The sequence below is a fragment of the Sphingobacterium sp. MAE genome (genome assembly GCF_056711605.1).
Genome location: NZ_CM160044.1, coordinates 499004 through 519381, shown reverse-complemented (window position 1 = coordinate 519381; position 20378 = coordinate 499004). Strand labels below are relative to the sequence as shown.

At 44.2% G+C, this 20378-nt stretch carries 6 protein-coding genes, 4 tRNA genes and 6 rRNA genes; 3 read left to right on the top strand and 13 right to left on the bottom strand.

Going from position 1 to position 20378, the window contains the following annotated elements:
• Positions 1-154 precede the first annotated feature (154 nt).
• A complete protein-coding gene (gene carB, locus AC06G9_RS02220; protein ID WP_108160528.1) occupies positions 155-2971 on the top strand; it encodes a carbamoyl-phosphate synthase large subunit in 2817 nt (938 codons plus the stop codon).
• 76 nt (positions 2972-3047) lie between these two features.
• Here carB and AC06G9_RS02215 read toward each other — a convergent pair whose 3' ends face one another.
• From AC06G9_RS02215 to AC06G9_RS02185, 7 genes are all read right to left on the bottom strand, one after another.
• Entirely contained in the window at positions 3048-4016 is a 969-nt protein-coding gene (locus AC06G9_RS02215) for a formylglycine-generating enzyme family protein (protein WP_480957454.1), read from the bottom strand.
• Positions 4017-4261: 245 nt separating this feature from the next.
• A complete protein-coding gene (locus AC06G9_RS02210; RefSeq protein ID WP_248754874.1) occupies positions 4262-5671 on the bottom strand; it encodes a Gfo/Idh/MocA family protein in 1410 nt (469 codons plus the stop codon).
• Positions 5672-6695: 1024 nt separating this feature from the next.
• Positions 6696-6807: ribosomal RNA gene (gene rrf / locus AC06G9_RS02205) — 5S ribosomal RNA — on the bottom strand.
• 108 nt (positions 6808-6915) lie between these two features.
• Positions 6916-9804, bottom strand: a 23S ribosomal RNA gene (locus AC06G9_RS02200).
• Between the two features lie 227 nt (positions 9805-10031).
• Positions 10032-10105: transfer RNA gene (locus tag AC06G9_RS02195), tRNA-Ala, on the bottom strand.
• Between the two features lie 9 nt (positions 10106-10114).
• Positions 10115-10191 (bottom strand) — tRNA-Ile (locus tag AC06G9_RS02190).
• 129 nt (positions 10192-10320) lie between these two features.
• A 16S ribosomal RNA gene (locus AC06G9_RS02185) occupies positions 10321-11850 on the bottom strand.
• Together the 16S, 23S and 5S rRNA genes with 2 tRNA genes alongside form the textbook arrangement of a ribosomal RNA operon.
• Before the next feature lie 1395 nt (positions 11851-13245).
• Here AC06G9_RS02185 and AC06G9_RS02180 point away from each other — a divergent pair.
• Both AC06G9_RS02180 and AC06G9_RS02175 read left to right on the top strand, forming a co-directional pair.
• Complete coding sequence (locus AC06G9_RS02180; RefSeq protein ID WP_480957453.1) at positions 13246-13623, top strand: transposase; 378 nt, start codon at positions 13246-13248, stop codon at positions 13621-13623.
• Positions 13620-14600, top strand: coding sequence for an IS3 family transposase (locus AC06G9_RS02175; protein ID WP_480956466.1), 981 nt, complete (start codon positions 13620-13622; stop codon positions 14598-14600). Before AC06G9_RS02180 ends, AC06G9_RS02175 begins: the two co-directional genes overlap by 4 nt.
• Before the next feature lie 235 nt (positions 14601-14835).
• Here the strand turns inward: AC06G9_RS02175 and AC06G9_RS02170 are convergent, their stop codons facing one another.
• The 6 genes from AC06G9_RS02170 to AC06G9_RS02145 all read right to left on the bottom strand — a co-directional run bounded on the left by AC06G9_RS02170 (position 14836) and on the right by AC06G9_RS02145 (position 20309).
• A complete protein-coding gene (locus AC06G9_RS02170) occupies positions 14836-15090 on the bottom strand; it encodes a hypothetical protein (protein ID WP_480957452.1) in 255 nt (84 codons plus the stop codon).
• A gap of 66 nt (positions 15091-15156) precedes the next feature.
• Positions 15157-15268: ribosomal RNA gene (gene rrf, locus AC06G9_RS02165) — 5S ribosomal RNA — on the bottom strand.
• Positions 15269-15376: 108 nt separating this feature from the next.
• Positions 15377-18265: ribosomal RNA gene (locus AC06G9_RS02160) — 23S ribosomal RNA — on the bottom strand.
• Positions 18266-18490: 225 nt separating this feature from the next.
• Positions 18491-18564: transfer RNA gene (locus AC06G9_RS02155), tRNA-Ala, on the bottom strand.
• A 9-nt stretch (positions 18565-18573) separates the two neighbouring features.
• Positions 18574-18650 (bottom strand) — tRNA-Ile (locus tag AC06G9_RS02150).
• Between the two features lie 129 nt (positions 18651-18779).
• Positions 18780-20309 (bottom strand): 16S ribosomal RNA (locus tag AC06G9_RS02145).
• Positions 20310-20378: the final 69 nt, after the last annotated feature.

The window sequence follows — 20378 nt, the reverse complement described above, 5'->3', positions numbered from 1 at the left end:
GTTTAAATGATTTATCTGAAAATAAATTCCAAAAAATCAAATAAAATAATGTAATTTTGCACTCCGACAAAGCGGTCGGAATATACCCTTCTCGAAGCGCATTTTTGATTGTCTTTGTTCATACTTTGAAATTTTATTTTTTGAACTAGATATAATGCCAAGAAACACCTCCATTAAATCGGTTTTAATCATTGGATCAGGTCCAATTGTAATTGGTCAAGCCTGTGAATTTGATTATTCGGGATCTCAAGCAGCCCTTTCTTTAAAAGAAGAAGGCATTGAAGTTTCCATCATCAACTCGAACCCTGCAACGATCATGACTGATAAAGTCATTGCAGACCACGTTTATTTACTTCCTTTAACTGTAGAAAGTATTGAAGAAATTCTTAAAGAACAGCAGATTGACGCCGTGTTGCCTACTATGGGTGGTCAGACAGCGTTAAACTTATGTATCGAAGCTTCAAACATCGGACTATGGGAAAAATACGACGTTAAAGTTATCGGTGTTGATGTTGCTGCAATTGAAAAAACAGAAAACCGTGAAGAGTTCCGTCAATTAATGATTGATATCGGTGTAGGTGTAGCACCTTCCAAAATCGCGAACTCTTTCTTAGAAGGTAAAGAAGCAGCACAAGAAATTGGTTATCCATTAGTCATTCGTCCTTCTTACACATTAGCAGGTACTGGAGGTGGATTCGTACACTCGAAAGATGAGTTCGATGCCGCTTTAAGTAGAGGTTTAAGCGCTTCTCCTACACACGAGGTATTAGTAGAGAAAGCAGTTTTAGGCTGGAAAGAATTCGAATTAGAGTTGCTACGTGATACAAATGATAATGTAATCATCATATGTACGATTGAAAACTTTGATCCAATGGGCATCCATACAGGTGACTCGATCACAGTTGCACCAGGTATGACTTTATCTGACAAATGCTACCAAAGCATGCGTAATCAAGCCATCTTAATGATGCGCTCGATTGGTAATTTCGCGGGAGGTTGTAACGTTCAGTTCTCCGTTAACCCAGAGAATGAAGATATTATCGCTATCGAAATCAACCCACGTGTATCGCGCTCTTCAGCTTTGGCATCTAAAGCAACGGGGTACCCAATTGCTAAAATCGCTGCAAAATTAGCAATCGGCTACAATTTGGATGAGTTACAGAACCAAATTACCAAAACAACTTCAGCTTATTTCGAACCTACTTTAGATTATGTAATCGTCAAAGTACCTCGTTTTAACTTTGATAAATTCAAAGGAGCAAACAAAGAATTAGGCTTACAAATGAAAGCAGTAGGTGAAGTAATGGCAATTGGCCGTACGTTTATCGAGGCATTACAAAAAGCATGTCAATCATTAGAGACAAACCGTGCTGGTTTAGGAGCTGATGGTCGTCAACTACGCAATTTAGAAGAGATCATGGATAGCCTTGAGCATCCAAGTGGTGATCGTCTTTTCCATATCAAAGATGCTTTCGAATTAGGTGTTCCTTTGGAATCTATCCGTAAAGCAACACGTATCGATAAATGGTACTTACTTCAAATTCAAGAATTAGTAGCATTAGAAACTGAACTTCGCCGTTACCAGTTGAATAATATTCCTAAAGACTTCTTTATGACCTTGAAACAAAAAGGTTATTCTGATATTCAAATCTCTTGGTTATTAGGCAACGTTACTGAAGATGAGGTTTATGATCGCCGTAAGGAACTAGGCATTAGCCGCGTGTATAAAATGGTTGATACATGTGCTGCAGAATTCCCTGCACAAACACCATACTACTACTCTACTTTTGAAGAGGAAAACGAATCCGTAGCTTCTGACAAGAAAAAAATCGTCGTATTAGGTTCAGGTCCTAACCGTATCGGTCAAGGTATTGAATTTGATTATTCTTGTGTACACGGTTTATTAGCAGCTAAAGAAGCTGGTTTCGAAGCCATCATGGTTAACTGTAACCCAGAGACTGTTTCCACAGATTTCAACATGGCTGATAAATTATACTTTGAGCCTGTATTCTGGGAGCATGTTCGCGAAATCATTGAATTAGAGAAACCAGTAGGTGTTATCGTTCAGTTAGGTGGTCAGACAGCTCTTAAAATGGCTGATCAGCTAGAAGCTCTTGGTGTTAAGATCATCGGAACAGATTTCCAAAACATGGATTTAGCTGAAGATCGCGGTCGCTTCTCTGATTTATTAAAATCATTAGATATTCCTTATCCAAGATACGGTGTTGCTGAATCTGCAGAAGAAGCAATCCAAGTTGCAAATGAAGTTGGATATCCAGTTCTTGTTCGTCCGTCTTACGTATTAGGTGGTCAAGGCATGAGCATCGTGATCAACGATGATGATCTAGAGAAAGCAGTAGTGAACTTACTGAAAAACCTTCCCGGAAACCGTGTCTTAATTGACCATTTCTTGGATCGTGCTGAAGAAGCAGAATCTGATTCCATCTGTGATGGTGAAGATGTACACATCATAGGTATGATGGAGCATATCGAGCCTGCAGGTATTCACTCGGGTGACTCTTATGCTGTATTACCTCCGTTCAGCTTAACACAAGCTGTACAAGATAAAATGGCGGAGTATTCGGTTAAACTAGCAAAAGCATTAAATGTAAGTGGTTTACTGAATATACAATTTGCTGTAAAAGGTGAAAATGTATATGTCATCGAAGCAAATCCACGTGCATCACGTACGGTTCCATTTATCGCTAAAGCATATGACGTGCCTTATATCAACATCGCAACAAAAATTATGTTAGGTGTAAACAAATTAAAAGATTTCAAAATCGAGCGCAAGTTGCAAGGCTGGGCAATCAAAGAACCAGTATTCTCGTTCTCTAAATTCCCTGAAGTTGATAAACAATTAGGTCCAGAAATGAAATCTACAGGTGAAGCTATCCGTTTCATCAAAGATTTAAATGATCCTTACTTTAGAGATTTAGTGGCTAAAAAATCGATGTTCTTATCGAAATAAGCTTAAAACTCTGATCCAATAAAAAAGCCTTCTTTCTTTTAAGAAGGCTTTTTTATTGGATCAAATTGTTCGAGATCTAAATATCTTTCACACATCTAAATCCGACATTATTCGTCGGACTATTCACTTCTCCCTTGCCCCTGCTTCCTGCTTTATAACGTTCACAATATTGATCATTACACAAAAATGAACCACCACGCTGTACACGTTTAACAGCCCCTGGCTCATCTGGATCGTAAGCATCAGCTGGCCCCTTAGGATTAGCGGAAGAACTTTTAGCATAATAATCAGGACGATAATAATCCGCACACCATTCCCAGACATTCCCCTCCATATCATAAAGACCGATTGAATTTGCTGGAAAAGCTTTAACTGGTGACGTACCGATGTAACCATCTAACTTCGTATTGAGAACAGGAAACTGTCCCTGAAAAATATTTGCCAGATAGCGATCATTATCCAACAATTCATTTCCCCAATAATAGGTCATCGGATTTGATGTACGAGCACGTGCAGCGTATTCCCATTCGGCTTCTGTTGGTAAACGTTTTCCTGCCCACCTTGCATAGGCTTCAGCATCTTGATAAGCAATATGTACAACAGGAAAGTCCTCTTTACCCTTAATATTGGTATTCGGACCTTCAGGATGCTTCCAATTAGCCCCTACGACATAAGACCACCATTGCAGATGATTGGTTAAACCTTGAACCTCTTTTGGTGGTGAAAAAATAGCAGATCCTGGCTTTAACATCGCCGGATCTACACCTGGAAATTCCTTTGGATCTAACGGTCTTTCAGCCACAGTTACATAACCGGTCGCTTTTACAAATGCTTCAAATTGACCATTTGTTACTTCATGTTCATCAATTAAAAAATCATTGATTTTAACTTCATGAACAGGCTTAGCATCCGCAAATTGATCAGACCCCATTAAGAAATAACCTCCAGCAACCTTGATCATATTGACCTGATCAATACCTGAGCCTTCCACAATGTGAAGCGTAGTATCCGCATTAGAAAACCGAGAGGGTATAGTTGTTGCCATATAGCAACGTGAAGAATCTGGAGAAACAAAAAGATCAGCAGTATGGCCTTTTGGTTCACTGTTACTAAAGCATGAAGTCAACAAGACAAAACATGGTATAAAAAGAAATGAATTCTTGCACATAGGTTGGGTCGATAATAAATAAAGATACAATTTAGATATTTTTCAACAAGAATTGAAAATATCGTTAAATAAAAAAAGAGAACAGTTAACTGTTCTCTTTTTTTATATCGCTTACAAAAAGATTATACGTCTAGTTGAACACCACTAACTTTTCCCTCTTTTGAGCGAATTTTTGTTGTACCACCACCGTTTAAAGTAATATCAACCGGTTTATTTGTCTTCCATGCTCCTTTTGTAAAGTCAGGAATGTCGACTGTTCTGGAGTCGCGTTTAACAGAATCAAAACTTAATGGAACGATGCAACTCCAAGAGGCACCATCATAAACATCCTGATCCAATGGAAGACCATTGCGCAAACAATCAATCAATCTCCAGTCCATCATGAAATCCATTCCACCGTGTCCACCAACTTGTTTTGCTTGTTCGCCAATAAATTTCACCAATTCAGGTGTATATTTGGTATATAATTCTTTTAATTTATCTTGTGTAATGAAGCTATGTCCAAAAGCTATGTTTTCAGTAGGATATTTCTGAGCAAAGCCTTTTGTTCCACTTAGCGTATGCAATCTCGAATAAGGTCTAGGCGAAGTAACATCATGTTGCAACATAATCGTTTTGCCCAGCTCTGTACGAATCAACGTCGTATTCATATTACCACGGAAACTCTTACCAACAAATTCTTGATAGAAAGAATCTTTAGCGGCCAATTCTTTTGCCTTAGCCCCCATTTGAAAGTCATTTGTAGACATCGCAACCAAGTGGTTCATTTTATCACCACGATTGATATTCATACACTGTGCCACAGGTCCCAGACCATGTGTTGGATACAAATTGCCATTCAACTTGATGTTTTCACGCAATCTCCACATATTATCATAACCATTTTTTGCAAAATTCAAGTCTAATAAATCGTGGATATAAGCGCCTTCACCATGCAAAATCTCACCAAATAAACCTTGGCGAGTCATGTTCAATGTCAACATTTCAAAGAAATCGTAACAGCAGTTTTCCAACATCATACAATGCTTTTTTGTTTCTTCTGAAACTCTTACGACTTCCCAACAATCTTTTAGTGTCAATGCAATCGGCACCTCACAGGCAACGTGAGCACCAGCTTTCATCGCACCAATACTCATTGGAGTATGATAATCCCAAGGCGAACAAATATATACTAAATCTAGCTTCTCATTTTTTAGCATATCTTTCCAACCGTCCTCACCAGAGTAAGATTTAGCATCTTTTAATGATTTTTTACGTAAGATACCTTGAGCACGTTCTACACGATCTGCATGTTTATCACATAAAGCCACAATTTCCACTCCATCAATGTAAGATAAACGATCCACAGCACCAGGGCCACGCATTCCTAAACCAATAACCGCTACACGCACTTTATCAATTTTAGGAGCGGCATAACCTGACATGTTGAATTTTGTCGCTGCCAATACATTGGAATTTAAAGTTGGTAATGTCACCGCTACAGATGATAAGATACCCGCTTTCTTCAAGAAATCTCTTCTATTAGAATTCATATTTGATAGATATAATTTACATACAAAATTAAAGGGGCTATAGAAAGCCCCTCTAAAATCACCTATTTTAAAACAAACTAAACAGTCTTTGTAATGATTATCAAAACTAATGATAGCAATAGTTCAATAATTAGTTATAGAATCGGTCGTATACCTTTTCTATAACAAGAATACACTACATATTTGATAATAAAAAATAAATAAACAAAGCAATCGTTTGCTTAAAATAAACAACCGTTTGCAAAATGGCATCCCTTACTTATGATATCATGTAAATCTAGTAACCAATTAGTTACATAAAAGTAATTGCACGACACGATGAATATAAAACTTGAGCACATTATTGTGTTACATCATCATCTTGAGTTATAATTCTCTATTTGAGCTCACCATACCTGAACTAACCAAACGAGAGACAAAGATGCATATCTACTTTTAATAAGGATTGTTTCAACAATCTATTAGGCATTAAAATATATGATGCATGGCAAACCATCATCTCTCAATTCGATATCCAAAGATTATACGATTTTAGAAAACCTGTATAAAACGAATTTAATTTTTTCAAAGCCAAAAAGCTCCTATTGAGTATATCATTGAAGAATAACAGGATAGATCAGCTAGATGAATAGAAAGCAGGATATCACCGATTCTACGGCAGTTCACCGGTTGAGCTATAAGCGTATTTCAAAAGCAGGAGTTGCCTGCCGTGGATATGGAGGATGAGCTTGAAGTGGAACCGTGCCGCCAATAGCCATATATAGAACCAGGTCGGACATGAAGGAGAAGAAATGTAAGTGTGCTGCGTCTGCAGTACTGCCGTAGCAAGTCGATATCTTTGGCTGTGAAATGGGTTATCTGCGGCAGCAGGATTGTTAATTGCTGCGTCAGCGGTATTGATTATACTGCAGCCGCGGAATGGCTTGTTCTAAAGCACCGGTACTGGGATATGCTGCATCCGAAAGACAGAAAAAGTTTAGCGCACAAAAAAGCCCCTGCTGCTTAGCAAGGGCTTCTGTATAAAAAAAGGCACCGACCTACTCTCCCACCTGTTACGGCAATACCATCGGCTCTGGCGGGCTTGACTGCTCTGTTCGGAATGGGAAGAGGTAGACACCGCCGATATAGGCACCTAAAATGTTTTTATTAGTCATACAAATGAGATACAATATCCCATCCAACATACCAATCTATAGACAATTGAAAGAAAAACTAAAAGAGGAAGACAACAGTGTCTGCGTTGCTTGAGAAAGCTTCGGGTGATTAGTATTGCTCAGCTATGATATCTCTACCTTTACACCTGCAACCTATCAACGTAGTAGTCTACTACGGCCCTATAAGGAAGTCTCATCTCGTGGCTAGTTTCGCACTTAGATGCTTTCAGCGCTTATCTATTCCCGACGTAGCTACCCAGCCGTACACCTGGCGGCATAACTGGTTTACCAGCGGTCAGTCCATCCCGGTCCTCTCGTACTAAGGACAGATCCACTCAAACTTCCAACGCCCACAACAGATAGGGACCGAACTGTCTCGCGACGTTCTGAACCCAGCTCGCGTGCCACTTTAATGGGCGAACAGCCCAACCCTTGGGACCTTCTCCAGCCCCAGGATGTGACGAGCCGACATCGAGGTGCCAAACCTCCCCGTCGATATGAGCTCTTGGGGGAGATCAGCCTGTTATCCCCAGCGTACCTTTTATCCTTTGAGCGATGGCCCTTCCATACAGAACCACCGGATCACTATGTCCGTCTTTCGACCCTGTTCGACTTGTTGGTCTCACAGTCAAGCAAGCTTATGCCATTGCACTCCACGTACGGTTACCAAGCGTACTGAGCTTACCTTTGAAAGCCTCCGTTACCTTTTTGGAGGCGACCACCCCAGTCAAACTACCCACCAAACAATGTCCTCGGCATGACCGAGTTAGAAACCGAATACAGAAAGGGCGGTATTTCAAGGTTGATTCCATGACTCCTGGCGAAGCCACTTCAACATCTCCCGCCTATCCTACACATCCTGTACCCAATTCCAATGTTAAGCTATAGTGAAGGTGCATGGGGTCTTTCCGTCCCGTTGCGGGTAATCGGCGTCTTCACCGATACCACAATTTCACCGAGCTCATGGCTGAGACAGCGCCCAGATCGTTACACCATTCGTGCAGGTCGGAACTTACCCGACAAGGAATTTCGCTACCTTAGGACCGTTATAGTTACGGCCGCCGTTTACTGGGGCTTCGATTCAATGCTTCTCTTGCGATGACATCCCCTCTTAACCTTCCAGCACCGGGCAGGTGTCAGGCCTTATACCTCATCTTTCGATTTTGCAAAGCCATATGTTTTTGTTAAACAGTCGCCTGGGCCTTTTCACTGCGGCTTCTCCATTGCTGGAGGAAGCGCCCCTTCTCCCGAAGTTACAGGGCCATTTTGCCGAGTTCCTTAGCCATGATTCACTCGAGCACCTTAGGATTCTCTCCTCGACTACCTGTGTCGGTTTACGGTACGGGTTTTTATAACCTGAAGCTTAGCGGGTTTTCTTGGAAGTCTGTTTACCTGCTCTATCAGCGCCGCCGAAGCTTTGCTGTACTATTGGGTTTCAGCAGGGTCGGCGGATTTGCCTACCGTCCCTATACCTACGCCTTTCAACGAACTATTCCGTCAGTTCGCGGCAGTGTCACTACTCCGTCACCACATCGCAGTTATAAAAAGTACTGGAATATTAACCAGTTGTCCATCGGCTTACTCCCTTCGGATGCGCCTTAGGCCCCGACTAACCCTGATCCGATTAGCGTTGATCAGGAAACCTTAGTCTTTCGGTGGGCGGGTTTCTCACCCGCCTTATCGTTACTTATGCCTACATTTGCTTTTCTATCCACTCCACGGCCCATTACCAGACCGCTTCGCCGTAAATAGAATGCTCCCCTACCAGACATACATATTTCAGTATGAATCCATAGCTTCGGTAATACACTTGATGCCCGTTTATTATCCACGCCCGATCGCTCGACTAGTGAGCTGTTACGCACTCTTTAAATGAATGGCTGCTTCCAAGCCAACATCCTAGCTGTCTAGGCAATCGGACCTCGTTAGTTCAACTTAGCGTATATTTAGGGACCTTAGCTGATGGTCTGGGTTCTTTCCCTCTCGGCCTTGGACCTTAGCACCCAAAGCCTCACTGCCGGCCATATCTTATAGCATTCGGAGTTCGTCTGGATTTGGTAGGATTTGACTCCCCCGCACCCAATCGGTAGCTCTACCTCTATAAGACTCCATGCCGACGCTGTTCCTAAAAACATTTCGGGGAGTACGAGCTATTTCCCAGTTTGATTAGCCTTTCACCCCTACCCTCAGGTCATCCGGAAACTTTTCAACGTTTATCGGTTCGGTCCTCCATTACATGTTACTGCAACTTCAACCTGCCCAAGGGTAGATCACAAGGTTTCGCGTCTACCTCATCTGACTATGCGCCCTATTAAGACTCGCTTTCGCTTCGGATACGTGGCTGAACCACTTAACCTTGCCAGACAAGAGTAACTCGTAGGCTCATTATGCAAAAGGCACGCCGTCACTGGACCTGCCAGCTCCGACCGCTTGTAAGCACACGGTTTCAGGTTCTTTTCACTCCTCTGTTCGAGGTTCTTTTCACCTTTCCCTCACGGTACTAGTTCACTATCGGTCTCTCAGGAGTATTTAGCCTTATCAGATGGTGCTGACAGATTCCCACAGGGCGTCTCCGACCCCGCGGTACTCAGGGTACTGCTAGGCTAGCATTCTATACGTGTACAGGGCTATCACCGTGTATCGCTGGGCTTCCCATCCCATTCCACTTCTGTTTGCTAATGCCACATTGCAGCCCTACAACCCCAACCATGCCGTAACAAAGTTGGTTTGGGCTCTTTCCCGTTCGCTCGCCACTACTTGGGAAATCATTATTATTTTCTTCTCCTACGCCTACTTAGATGTTTCAGTTCAGCGCGTTCGCGTATTTTACAGCATACCTTCAGTATGCTAGGTTGCCCCATTCGGAAATCTTCGGATCAAACTCACATTTGCTAATCCCCGAAGCTTATCGCAGCTTATCACGTCCTTCATCGCCTCTGAGAGCCTAGGCATCCCCCGTGTGCCCTTATTTACTTTCTTCACCTCATAGCCCTTTTGCTACTATGGGTTGCGTTTTGATATATATAACCATGGTGCTACGCATTAATCCGTTCGGCCTTGACCGAGGGTCTTCATAATACATCAAGCACACCACAGTATTGTCTCTACTGTTGTCTTCTCTTGTAATTTTTTTTCTTTCAATATGTCAAAGAACTCTTTGTTTCCGCTTTATGTGCCGTAAATATCTTATACGGCGCGGATACCTGTGGAGAATATCGGAGTCGAACCGATGACCCCCTGCGTGCAAGGCAGGTGCTCTAGCCAGCTGAGCTAATTCCCCGTGTATTTTTGGTAGTCCCGAGCAGATTTGAACTGCTGACCCCTACATTATCAGTGTAGTGCTCTAACCAACTGAGCTACGGGACTAGCTTATCTTTCTATCTCTCTGGACCATCCAATCAGGGATGGGCACATTTCTTCAAATGTTTTGTCTCTTGTTTGTTTCTTATATAAACCATGTGTGTACGTAACGAGCTTCAATCCTGAATGCTCTAGAAAGGAGGTATTCCAGCCGCACCTTCCGGTACGGCTACCTTGTTACGACTTAGCCCCAATTATCGGTTTTACCCTAACACGCTCCTTGCGGTTACATGCTTTAGGTACCCCCAACTTTCATGGCTTGACGGGCGGTGTGTACAAGGCCCGGGAACGTATTCACCGCGTCATTGCTGATACGCGATTACTAGCGAATCCAACTTCATGAGGTCGAGTTGCAGACCTCAATCCGAACTGTGAATGGCTTTTAGAGATTAGCACCATATTGCTATGTAGCTGCCCGCTGTACCATCCATTGTAGCACGTGTGTAGCCCCGGACGTAAGGGCCATGATGACTTGACGTCGTCCCCACCTTCCTCACAGCTTACGCTGGCAGTCTGTTTAGAGTCCCCACCTTAATGTGCTGGCAACTAAACATAGGGGTTGCGCTCGTTGCGGGACTTAACCCAACACCTCACGGCACGAGCTGACGACAGCCATGCAGCACCTAGTTTCGTGTCCCGAAGGACTGATCCGTCTCTGGATCATTCACTAACTTTCAAGCCCGGGTAAGGTTCCTCGCGTATCATCGAATTAAACCACATGCTCCTCCGCTTGTGCGGGCCCCCGTCAATTCCTTTGAGTTTCAATCTTGCGACCGTACTCCCCAGGTGGATAACTTAACGCTTTCGCTTGGACGCTTACTGTGTATCGCAAACATCGAGTTATCATCGTTTAGGGCGTGGACTACCAGGGTATCTAATCCTGTTTGATCCCCACGCTTTCGTGCATCAGCGTCAATACTAACTTAGTGAGCTGCCTTCGCAATCGGAGTTCTAAGACATATCTATGCATTTCACCGCTACTTGTCTTATTCCGCCCACTTCAAATAGATTCAAGTCCTACAGTATCAAAGGCACTGCGACAGTTAAGCTGCCGTCTTTCACCACTGACTTATAGGACCGCCTACGCACCCTTTAAACCCAATAAATCCGGATAACGCTTGGATCCTCCGTATTACCGCGGCTGCTGGCACGGAGTTAGCCGATCCTTATTCTTCAGGTACATTCAGCTTCCCACACGTGGAAAGGTTTATTCCCTGACAAAAGCAGTTTACAACCCATAGGGCAGTCATCCTGCACGCGGCATGGCTGGTTCAGAGTTCCCTCCATTGACCAATATTCCTTACTGCTGCCTCCCGTAGGAGTCTGGTCCGTGTCTCAGTACCAGTGTGGGGGATTCTCCTCTCAGAGCCCCTAGACATCGTAGCCTTGGTGGGCCGTTACCCCTCCAACTAGCTAATGTCACGCGAGCCCATCCATATCCTATAAATATTTGATCATAATCCGATGCCGGTAAATGATGTTATGCGGTGTTAATCTCTCTTTCGAGAGGCTATCCCCCTGATATGGGTAGGTTGCTCACGCGTTACGCACCCGTGCGCCACTCTCATGAAATTAAAGCAAGCTTTAATTTCAATCCCGTCCGACTTGCATGTATTAGGCCTGCCGCTAGCGTTCATCCTGAGCCAGGATCAAACTCTCCATTGTAAAATGAAGTGTAAGATCAAGACTATTTATAATAAATAGAATTGTCTTGTATTTTATTTCTAATTCTAAAATTGAACAGGTTGATTTTTTTAACTTTCGTTGTTTCTCAACACTACTCGTTACGTTACATGATTATATTTTTAAAGAACTTTCTTCGCCCCCGCATCTCGCTTCGGCTTTATATGATGTCGGCATTGCGCCGGTATCGGTCTTGTTTGTTTTCCCTTCGTTTCCGTTGGGACTGCAAAGGTAGAAATCTTTTTGGTATCTCCAAAATAAATGTGAAAATTTATTTTTTTGTTTTCCTTTCGTTTCTGCGTTTAAACTAAATTAAACCCTTCTTTTTTCAGTGCTTCCCCTCTCGGATCAGCCGTTCCTCCCTTGCGGAGTGGTGCAAAGATAGGAACTTTTATCCTTCACTTCCTAATGTTTTTTTGCTTATTTCTGAATAATAAGGTTAACTAACTGTGACATTGTGTGATTGATTTGTAAGCAGCGTTCCCAGAGTGTGCCTTATCCTGCAATATTGGGAGGCTAATTGCAGATCGGTGAGGTTTTGGACAACTGTTGTTTAGGCCTTGTTTGCTGTTCAATTTTTTTGACTTTACTGTATCTGCCTATTTGGTGCTGCAAAAAAAACACGGTGTCCGACAGAAATAATAAAGACATCGAACTGTTTTTGGATCTTATCCGTCATCAGCAAGGGCTAATCTTTTATTCACATTGGGCGGTAAGCAGGAAGATGCTCCGCGCCTGCTTTCCACTTTCATGATGTGCCATCCAGCTGGGCAGACTGAAAATAGCAGCAGGATCAATCTGCTTGTATAAGCAAATCTCCCTATACAGGTCAAGCGTCCTTATTATGGTAGATCTTGGACTTCGACTGATTCATCGAAAATCTTTTGGCAGCAAATAGCCTACAATTAGGATCTGATACCACATAGATACCTATACACAGCAATAAGGTTTAGATGCTTCTGAAATAAAATATCTCTCCTGCACGACAGCTGTGTTATTTCAGATTCCTATTGCTCGTGATCAGATTGAAACTTCAGAATGGCATATGTATACTCCCATATTAGTAGATGAAACATAATAAGTAGATAATCAATCGTTATTTAAAAAAATAAACGGTATTATCAATACGATGACATAAAGTAAGCGTACCTAATTAATAGGAAAAGCTTTTTTCCGCCAAAACAAAACCAATATATTCTTTTAAAAGAAAAATGATCTTTCATCATCTGCAATTCCTTCATCATGATTGAAAATAATACAACGGTATTATCTAAGGATGGGACAAAATTAAAAGTAATATTCTACCGCCTATCAGGAACTGTCTCTTCCTGAAAAAGGTTTACAAAAACCGAATATTAAAACCTTAAATTTAATATTATGAAACAGCGTATGACAAAACGTAAATCAGGGGGACAACAAGTTTACAGCGACAGCTTCAAGATCTTAGTTTCCAGGGAGTACCTAACAGGCAAGTTTAGTTATTCCCAACTTGCAGAGAAATACAATCTTCCGGGAGAAGCGACTCCTCGTTATTTTATGAAATGGTACCAGCAGTGGGAAAGCAATCTAGATCTGGAAGTTCCACAGGTTGTAGATTCGGAAGATCCCGGGATAAAAAATGAACAAGAGCTCAGGGATGAGCTTTTTGAGGCAAACCTCAAGATTACCGCCCTGGAGATACTGATCAAAAAAGCGGAGGAGCTCCATGGGGCTGGGTTGGTAAAAAAGTCTGGGGCCAAATCGTCCAAGAAATGAAGTCGTGTTACCAGAATATTTCGGTCACCAGACTTTGTGGACTATTTGGCAGAACTAGGCAGTCCTATTATAAATATATGGGCAGAGAGCAGGAATATTCCGTTCGCAGCGGACTTGTATTGGCCAGGGTACGAGAAATACGGAAGGACTCCCATCGCATGGGTGCCCTTAAGCTTCGCAGCATACTGACCAAAGAAATGGGCAGCGCGATGATTGGACTGGGAAGAGACGCTTTCTTTAGGCTGTTGCGTGAGAATGACCTTTTGGTCAAGTGCAAACGCAGGTATGCCATCACGACCCAATCAGACCACCGTTTCAAAAAGTGGCCCGATCTTGTGCAGCGTAGGCAAGCCCTGCATCCCGAACAGATATGGGTGAGTGACATCACCTACATACGCATCCGGGACAAATGGATCTACCTGTGCCTGATCACAGATGCCTATTCCAGAAAGATCGTGGGCTACAAACTTACCCACAGACCAACAGCCCAGGCCTGTATATCAGCACTCCGGATGGCGATAGCGCATAGGATGTACCCACAGAACATTCTGACCCACCATTCGGATCGAGGTATCCAATATTGCAGCACAAATTATATCAATATATTGCAAGAAAATGGTATTGCCATAAGCATGACACAGTCCGGAAGTCCATACGACAATGCTGTGGCAGAAAGGTTAAATGGTATCCTAAAAAACGAATATCGGATGGGCGAAACTTTTCCAGACTACAAAACTGCGCTTAACCAGCTGGTCAAAGCAGTCAACATATACAATCATTTTAGGCCACATATGGCCTGCAACATGATGTCTCCACAGCAGGCACATCAGGAATGGAAGAACCAAAATGTTCCTGGACTCTTTCAGCGACGTAGTCCGGATGCAAAAAAGTTCCGCATCAAAATGAGGGAAACAGTGGCTAGGCAACGGACAACTGATAACAGTAAGAAAAAAGACAATGACAACCATATGCAGTAGAAAGAAATAGGATGTAAAATATATATAGTAATCTGTTCGGTATATGTAAACCTATTTCAGTATAAGACAAACAGTTTTCTACTTGACTCATTACGGACTATTTAGATCCTTCTCCCTATTCTATCTTCAATAATTATTCGATTGTACAAAACTTATAAAAAGCGAATTCGTTTTTTCAAAAAGGGTAAAGCTACTATCAAGTGGTTAGTTGAAGATCATATGTAAGAGAAATGAGCTAGATCATTTCCCAAAAAAGCGATAGGAAATCTATTCCTATAATCCTACCCTTTAACAGCAAAATATCAACATCTGATACCAGATTGCCACCAAACTGAGAAGCTAAACCGATCCTATTACAAGTCAAGTTCATCGGAAACAGATCCACATACAGAATCATGGAGAGATGGGGAAAGGATATTGAGGTGCATGGCATCATTGCGGCAGCAGTGGGATGGATATCCGAAAGCACCGGTACTGGGATATGCTGCATCCGAAAGACAGAAAAAGTTTAGCGCACAAAAAAGCCCCTGCTGCTTAGCAAGGGCTTCTGTATAAAAAAAGGCACCGACCTACTCTCCCACCTGTTACGGCAATACCATCGGCTCTGGCGGGCTTGACTGCTCTGTTCGGAATGGGAAGAGGTAGACACCGCCGATATAGGCACCTAAAATGTTTTTATTAGTCATACAAATGAGATACAATATCCCATCCAACATACCAATCTATAGACAATTGAAAGAAAAACTAAAAGAGGAAGACAACAGTGTCTGCGTTGCTTGAGAAAGCTTCGGGTGATTAGTATTGCTCAGCTATGATATCTCTACCTTTACACCTGCAACCTATCAACGTAGTAGTCTACTACGGCCCTATAAGGAAGTCTCATCTCGTGGCTAGTTTCGCACTTAGATGCTTTCAGCGCTTATCTATTCCCGACGTAGCTACCCAGCCGTACACCTGGCGGCATAACTGGTTTACCAGCGGTCAGTCCATCCCGGTCCTCTCGTACTAAGGACAGATCCACTCAAACTTCCAACGCCCACAACAGATAGGGACCGAACTGTCTCGCGACGTTCTGAACCCAGCTCGCGTGCCACTTTAATGGGCGAACAGCCCAACCCTTGGGACCTTCTCCAGCCCCAGGATGTGACGAGCCGACATCGAGGTGCCAAACCTCCCCGTCGATATGAGCTCTTGGGGGAGATCAGCCTGTTATCCCCAGCGTACCTTTTATCCTTTGAGCGATGGCCCTTCCATACAGAACCACCGGATCACTATGTCCGTCTTTCGACCCTGTTCGACTTGTTGGTCTCACAGTCAAGCAAGCTTATGCCATTGCACTCCACGTACGGTTACCAAGCGTACTGAGCTTACCTTTGAAAGCCTCCGTTACCTTTTTGGAGGCGACCACCCCAGTCAAACTACCCACCAAACAATGTCCTCGGCATGACCGAGTTAGAAACCGAATACAGAAAGGGCGGTATTTCAAGGTTGATTCCATGACTCCTGGCGAAGCCACTTCAACATCTCCCGCCTATCCTACACATCCTGTACCCAATTCCAATGTTAAGCTATAGTGAAGGTGCATGGGGTCTTTCCGTCCCGTTGCGGGTAATCGGCGTCTTCACCGATACCACAATTTCACCGAGCTCATGGCTGAGACAGCGCCCAGATCGTTACACCATTCGTGCAGGTCGGAACTTACCCGACAAGGAATTTCGCTACCTTAGGACCGTTATAGTTACGGCCGCCGTTTACTGGGGCTTCGATTCAATGCTTCTCTTGCGATGACATCCCCTCTTAACCTTCCAGCACCGGGCAGGTGTCAGGCCTTATACTTCATCTTTCGATTTTGCAAAGCCATATGTTTTTGTTAAACAGTCGCCTGGGCCTTTTCACTGCGGCTTCTCCATTGCTGGAGGAAGCGCCCCTTCTCCCGAAGTTACAGGGCCATTTTGCCGAGTTCCTTAGCCATGATTCACTCGAGCACCTTAGGATTCTCTCCTCGACTACCTGTGTCGGTTTACGGTACGGGTTTTTATAACCTGAAGCTTAGCGGGTTTTCTTGGAAGTCTGTTTACCTGCTCTATCAGCGCCGCCGAAGCTTTGCTGTACTATTGGGTTTCAGCAGGGTCGGCGGATTTGCCTACCGTCCCTATACCTACGCCTTTTAACGAACTATTCCGTCAGTTCGCGGCAGTGTCACTACTCCGTCACCACATCGCAGTTATAAAAAGTACTGGAATATTAACCAGTTGTCCATCGGCTTGCTCCCTTCGGATGCGCCTTAGGCCCCGACTAACCCTGATCCGATTAGCGTTGATCAGGAAACCTTAGTCTTTCGGTGGGCGGGTTTCTCACCCGCCTTATCGTTACTTATGCCTACATTTGCTTTTCTATCCACTCCACGGACCATTACCAGACCGCTTCGCCGTAAATAGAATGCTCCCCTACCAGACATACATCTTTCAGTATGAATCCATAGCTTCGGTAATACACTTGATGCCCGTTTATTATCCACGCCCGATCGCTCGACTAGTGAGCTGTTACGCACTCTTTAAATGAATGGCTGCTTCCAAGCCAACATCCTAGCTGTCTAGGCAATCGGACCTCGTTAGTTCAACTTAGCGTATATTTAGGGACCTTAGCTGATGGTCTGGGTTCTTTCCCTCTCGGCCTTGGACCTTAGCACCCAAAGCCTCACTGCCGGCCATATCTTATAGCATTCGGAGTTCGTCTGGATTTGGTAGGATTTGACTCCCCCGCACCCAATCGGTAGCTCTACCTCTATAAGACTCCATGCCGACGCTGTTCCTAAAAACATTTCGGGGAGTACGAGCTATTTCCCAGTTTGATTAGCCTTTCACCCCTACCCTCAGGTCATCCGGAAACTTTTCAACGTTTATCGGTTCGGTCCTCCATTACATGTTACTGCAACTTCAACCTGCCCAAGGGTAGATCACAAGGTTTCGCGTCTACCTCATCTGACTATGCGCCCTATTAAGACTCGCTTTCGCTTCGGATACGTGGCTGAACCACTTAACCTTGCCAGACAAGAGTAACTCGTAGGCTCATTATGCAAAAGGCACGCCGTCACTGGACCTGCCAGCTCCGACCGCTTGTAAGCACACGGTTTCAGGTTCTTTTCACTCCTCTGTTCGAGGTTCTTTTCACCTTTCCCTCACGGTACTAGTTCACTATCGGTCTCTCAGGAGTATTTAGCCTTATCAGATGGTGCTGACAGATTCCCACAGGGCGTCTCCGACCCCGCGGTACTCAGGGTACTGCTAGGCTAGCATTCTATACGTGTACAGGGCTATCACCGTGTATCGCTGGGCTTCCCATCCCATTCCACTTCTGTTTGCTAATGCCACTTCGCAGCCCTACAACCCCAACCATGCCGTAACAAAGTTGGTTTGGGCTCTTTCCCGTTCGCTCGCCACTACTTGGGAAATCATTATTATTTTCTTCTCCTACGCCTACTTAGATGTTTCAGTTCAGCGCGTTCGCGTATTTTACAGCATACCTTCAGTATGCTAGGTTGCCCCATTCGGAAATCTTCGGATCAATCTCACATTTGCTAATCCCCGAAGCTTATCGCAGCTTATCACGTCCTTCATCGCCTCTGAGAGCCTAGGCATCCCCCGTGTGCCCTTATTTACTTTCTTCACCTCATAGCCCTTTTGCTACTATGGGTTGCGTTTTGATATATAACCATGGTGCTACGCATTAATCCGTTCGGCCTTGACCGAGGGTCTTCATAATACATCAAGCACACCACAGTATTGTCTCTACTGTTGTCTTCTCTTGTAATTTTTTTTCTTTCAATATGTCAAAGAACTCTTTGTTTCCGCTTTATGTGCCGTAAATATCTTATACGGCGCGGATACCTGTGGAGAATATCGGAGTCGAACCGATGACCCCCTGCGTGCAAGGCAGGTGCTCTAGCCAGCTGAGCTAATTCCCCGTGTATTTTTGGTAGTCCCGAGCAGATTTGAACTGCTGACCCCTACATTATCAGTGTAGTGCTCTAACCAACTGAGCTACGGGACTAGCTTATCTTTCTATCTCTCTGGACCATCCAATCAGGGATGGGCACATTTCTTCAAATGTTTTGTCTCTTGTTTGTTTCTTATATAAATCATGTGTGTACGTAACGAGCTTCAATCTTGAATGCTCTAGAAAGGAGGTATTCCAGCCGCACCTTCCGGTACGGCTACCTTGTTACGACTTAGCCCCAATTATCGGTTTTACCCTAACACGCTCCTTGCGGTTACATGCTTTAGGTACCCCCAACTTTCATGGCTTGACGGGCGGTGTGTACAAGGCCCGGGAACGTATTCACCGCGTCATTGCTGATACGCGATTACTAGCGAATCCAACTTCATGAGGTCGAGTTGCAGACCTCAATCCGAACTGTGAATGGCTTTTAGAGATTAGCACCATATTGCTATGTAGCTGCCCGCTGTACCATCCATTGTAGCACGTGTGTAGCCCCGGACGTAAGGGCCATGATGACTTGACGTCGTCCCCACCTTCCTCACAGCTTACGCTGGCAGTCTGTTTAGAGTCCCCACCTTAATGTGCTGGCAACTAAACATAGGGGTTGCGCTCGTTGCGGGACTTAACCCAACACCTCACGGCACGAGCTGACGACAGCCATGCAGCACCTAGTTTCGTGTCCCGAAGGACTGATCCGTCTCTGGATCATTCACTAACTTTCAAGCCCGGGTAAGGTTCCTCGCGTATCATCGAATTAAACCACATGCTCCTCCGCTTGTGCGGGCCCCCGTCAATTCCTTTGAGTTTCAATCTTGCGACCGTACTCCCCAGGTGGATAACTTAACGCTTTCGCTTGGACGCTTACTGTGTATCGCAAACATCGAGTTATCATCGTTTAGGGCGTGGACTACCAGGGTATCTAATCCTGTTTGATCCCCACGCTTTCGTGCATCAGCGTCAATACTAACTTAGTGAGCTGCCTTCGCAATCGGAGTTCTAAGACATATCTATGCATTTCACCGCTACTTGTCTTATTCCGCCCACTTCAAATAGATTCAAGTCCTACAGTATCAAAGGCACTGCGACAGTTAAGCTGCCGTCTTTCACCACTGACTTATAGGACCGCCTACGCACCCTTTAAACCCAATAAATCCGGATAACGCTTGGATCCTCCGTATTACCGCGGCTGCTGGCACGGAGTTAGCCGATCCTTATTCTTCAGGTACATTCAGCTTCCCACACGTGGAAAGGTTTATTCCCTGACAAAAGCAGTTTACAACCCATAGGGCAGTCATCCTGCACGCGGCATGGCTGGTTCAGAGTTCCCTCCATTGACCAATATTCCTTACTGCTGCCTCCCGTAGGAGTCTGGTCCGTGTCTCAGTACCAGTGTGGGGGATTCTCCTCTCAGAGCCCCTAGACATCGTAGCCTTGGTGGGCCGTTACCCCTCCAACTAGCTAATGTCACGCGAGCCCATCCATATCCTATAAATATTTGATCATAATCCGATGCCGGTAAATGATGTTATGCGGTGTTAATCTCTCTTTCGAGAGGCTATCCCCCTGATATGGGTAGGTTGCTCACGCGTTACGCACCCGTGCGCCACTCTCATCAGTTTGTAGCAAGCTACTCCCTGAATCCCGTCCGACTTGCATGTATTAGGCCTGCCGCTAGCGTTCATCCTGAGCCAGGATCAAACTCTCCATTGTAAAATGAAGTGTAAGATCAAGACTATTTATAATAAATAGAATTGTCTTGTATTTTATTTCTAATTCTAA

Excerpts from the sequence above, each read along its gene's own strand:
- carB (WP_108160528.1), top strand. The coding sequence starts at position 155 with ATGCCAAGAAACACCTCCATTAAATCGGTTTTAATCATTGGATCAGGT.
- AC06G9_RS02180 (WP_480957453.1), top strand. The coding sequence starts at position 13,246 with ATGAAACAGCGTATGACAAAACGTAAATCAGGGGGACAACAAGTTTAC.
- AC06G9_RS02170 (WP_480957452.1), bottom strand. The coding sequence starts at position 15,090 with ATGCAGCATATCCCAGTACCGGTGCTTTCGGATATCCATCCCACTGCT.
- AC06G9_RS02175 (WP_480956466.1), top strand. The coding sequence starts at position 13,620 with ATGAAGTCGTGTTACCAGAATATTTCGGTCACCAGACTTTGTGGACTA.
- AC06G9_RS02215 (WP_480957454.1), bottom strand. The coding sequence starts at position 4,016 with ATGGCAACAACTATACCCTCTCGGTTTTCTAATGCGGATACTACGCTT.
- AC06G9_RS02210 (WP_248754874.1), bottom strand. The coding sequence starts at position 5,671 with ATGAATTCTAATAGAAGAGATTTCTTGAAGAAAGCGGGTATCTTATCA.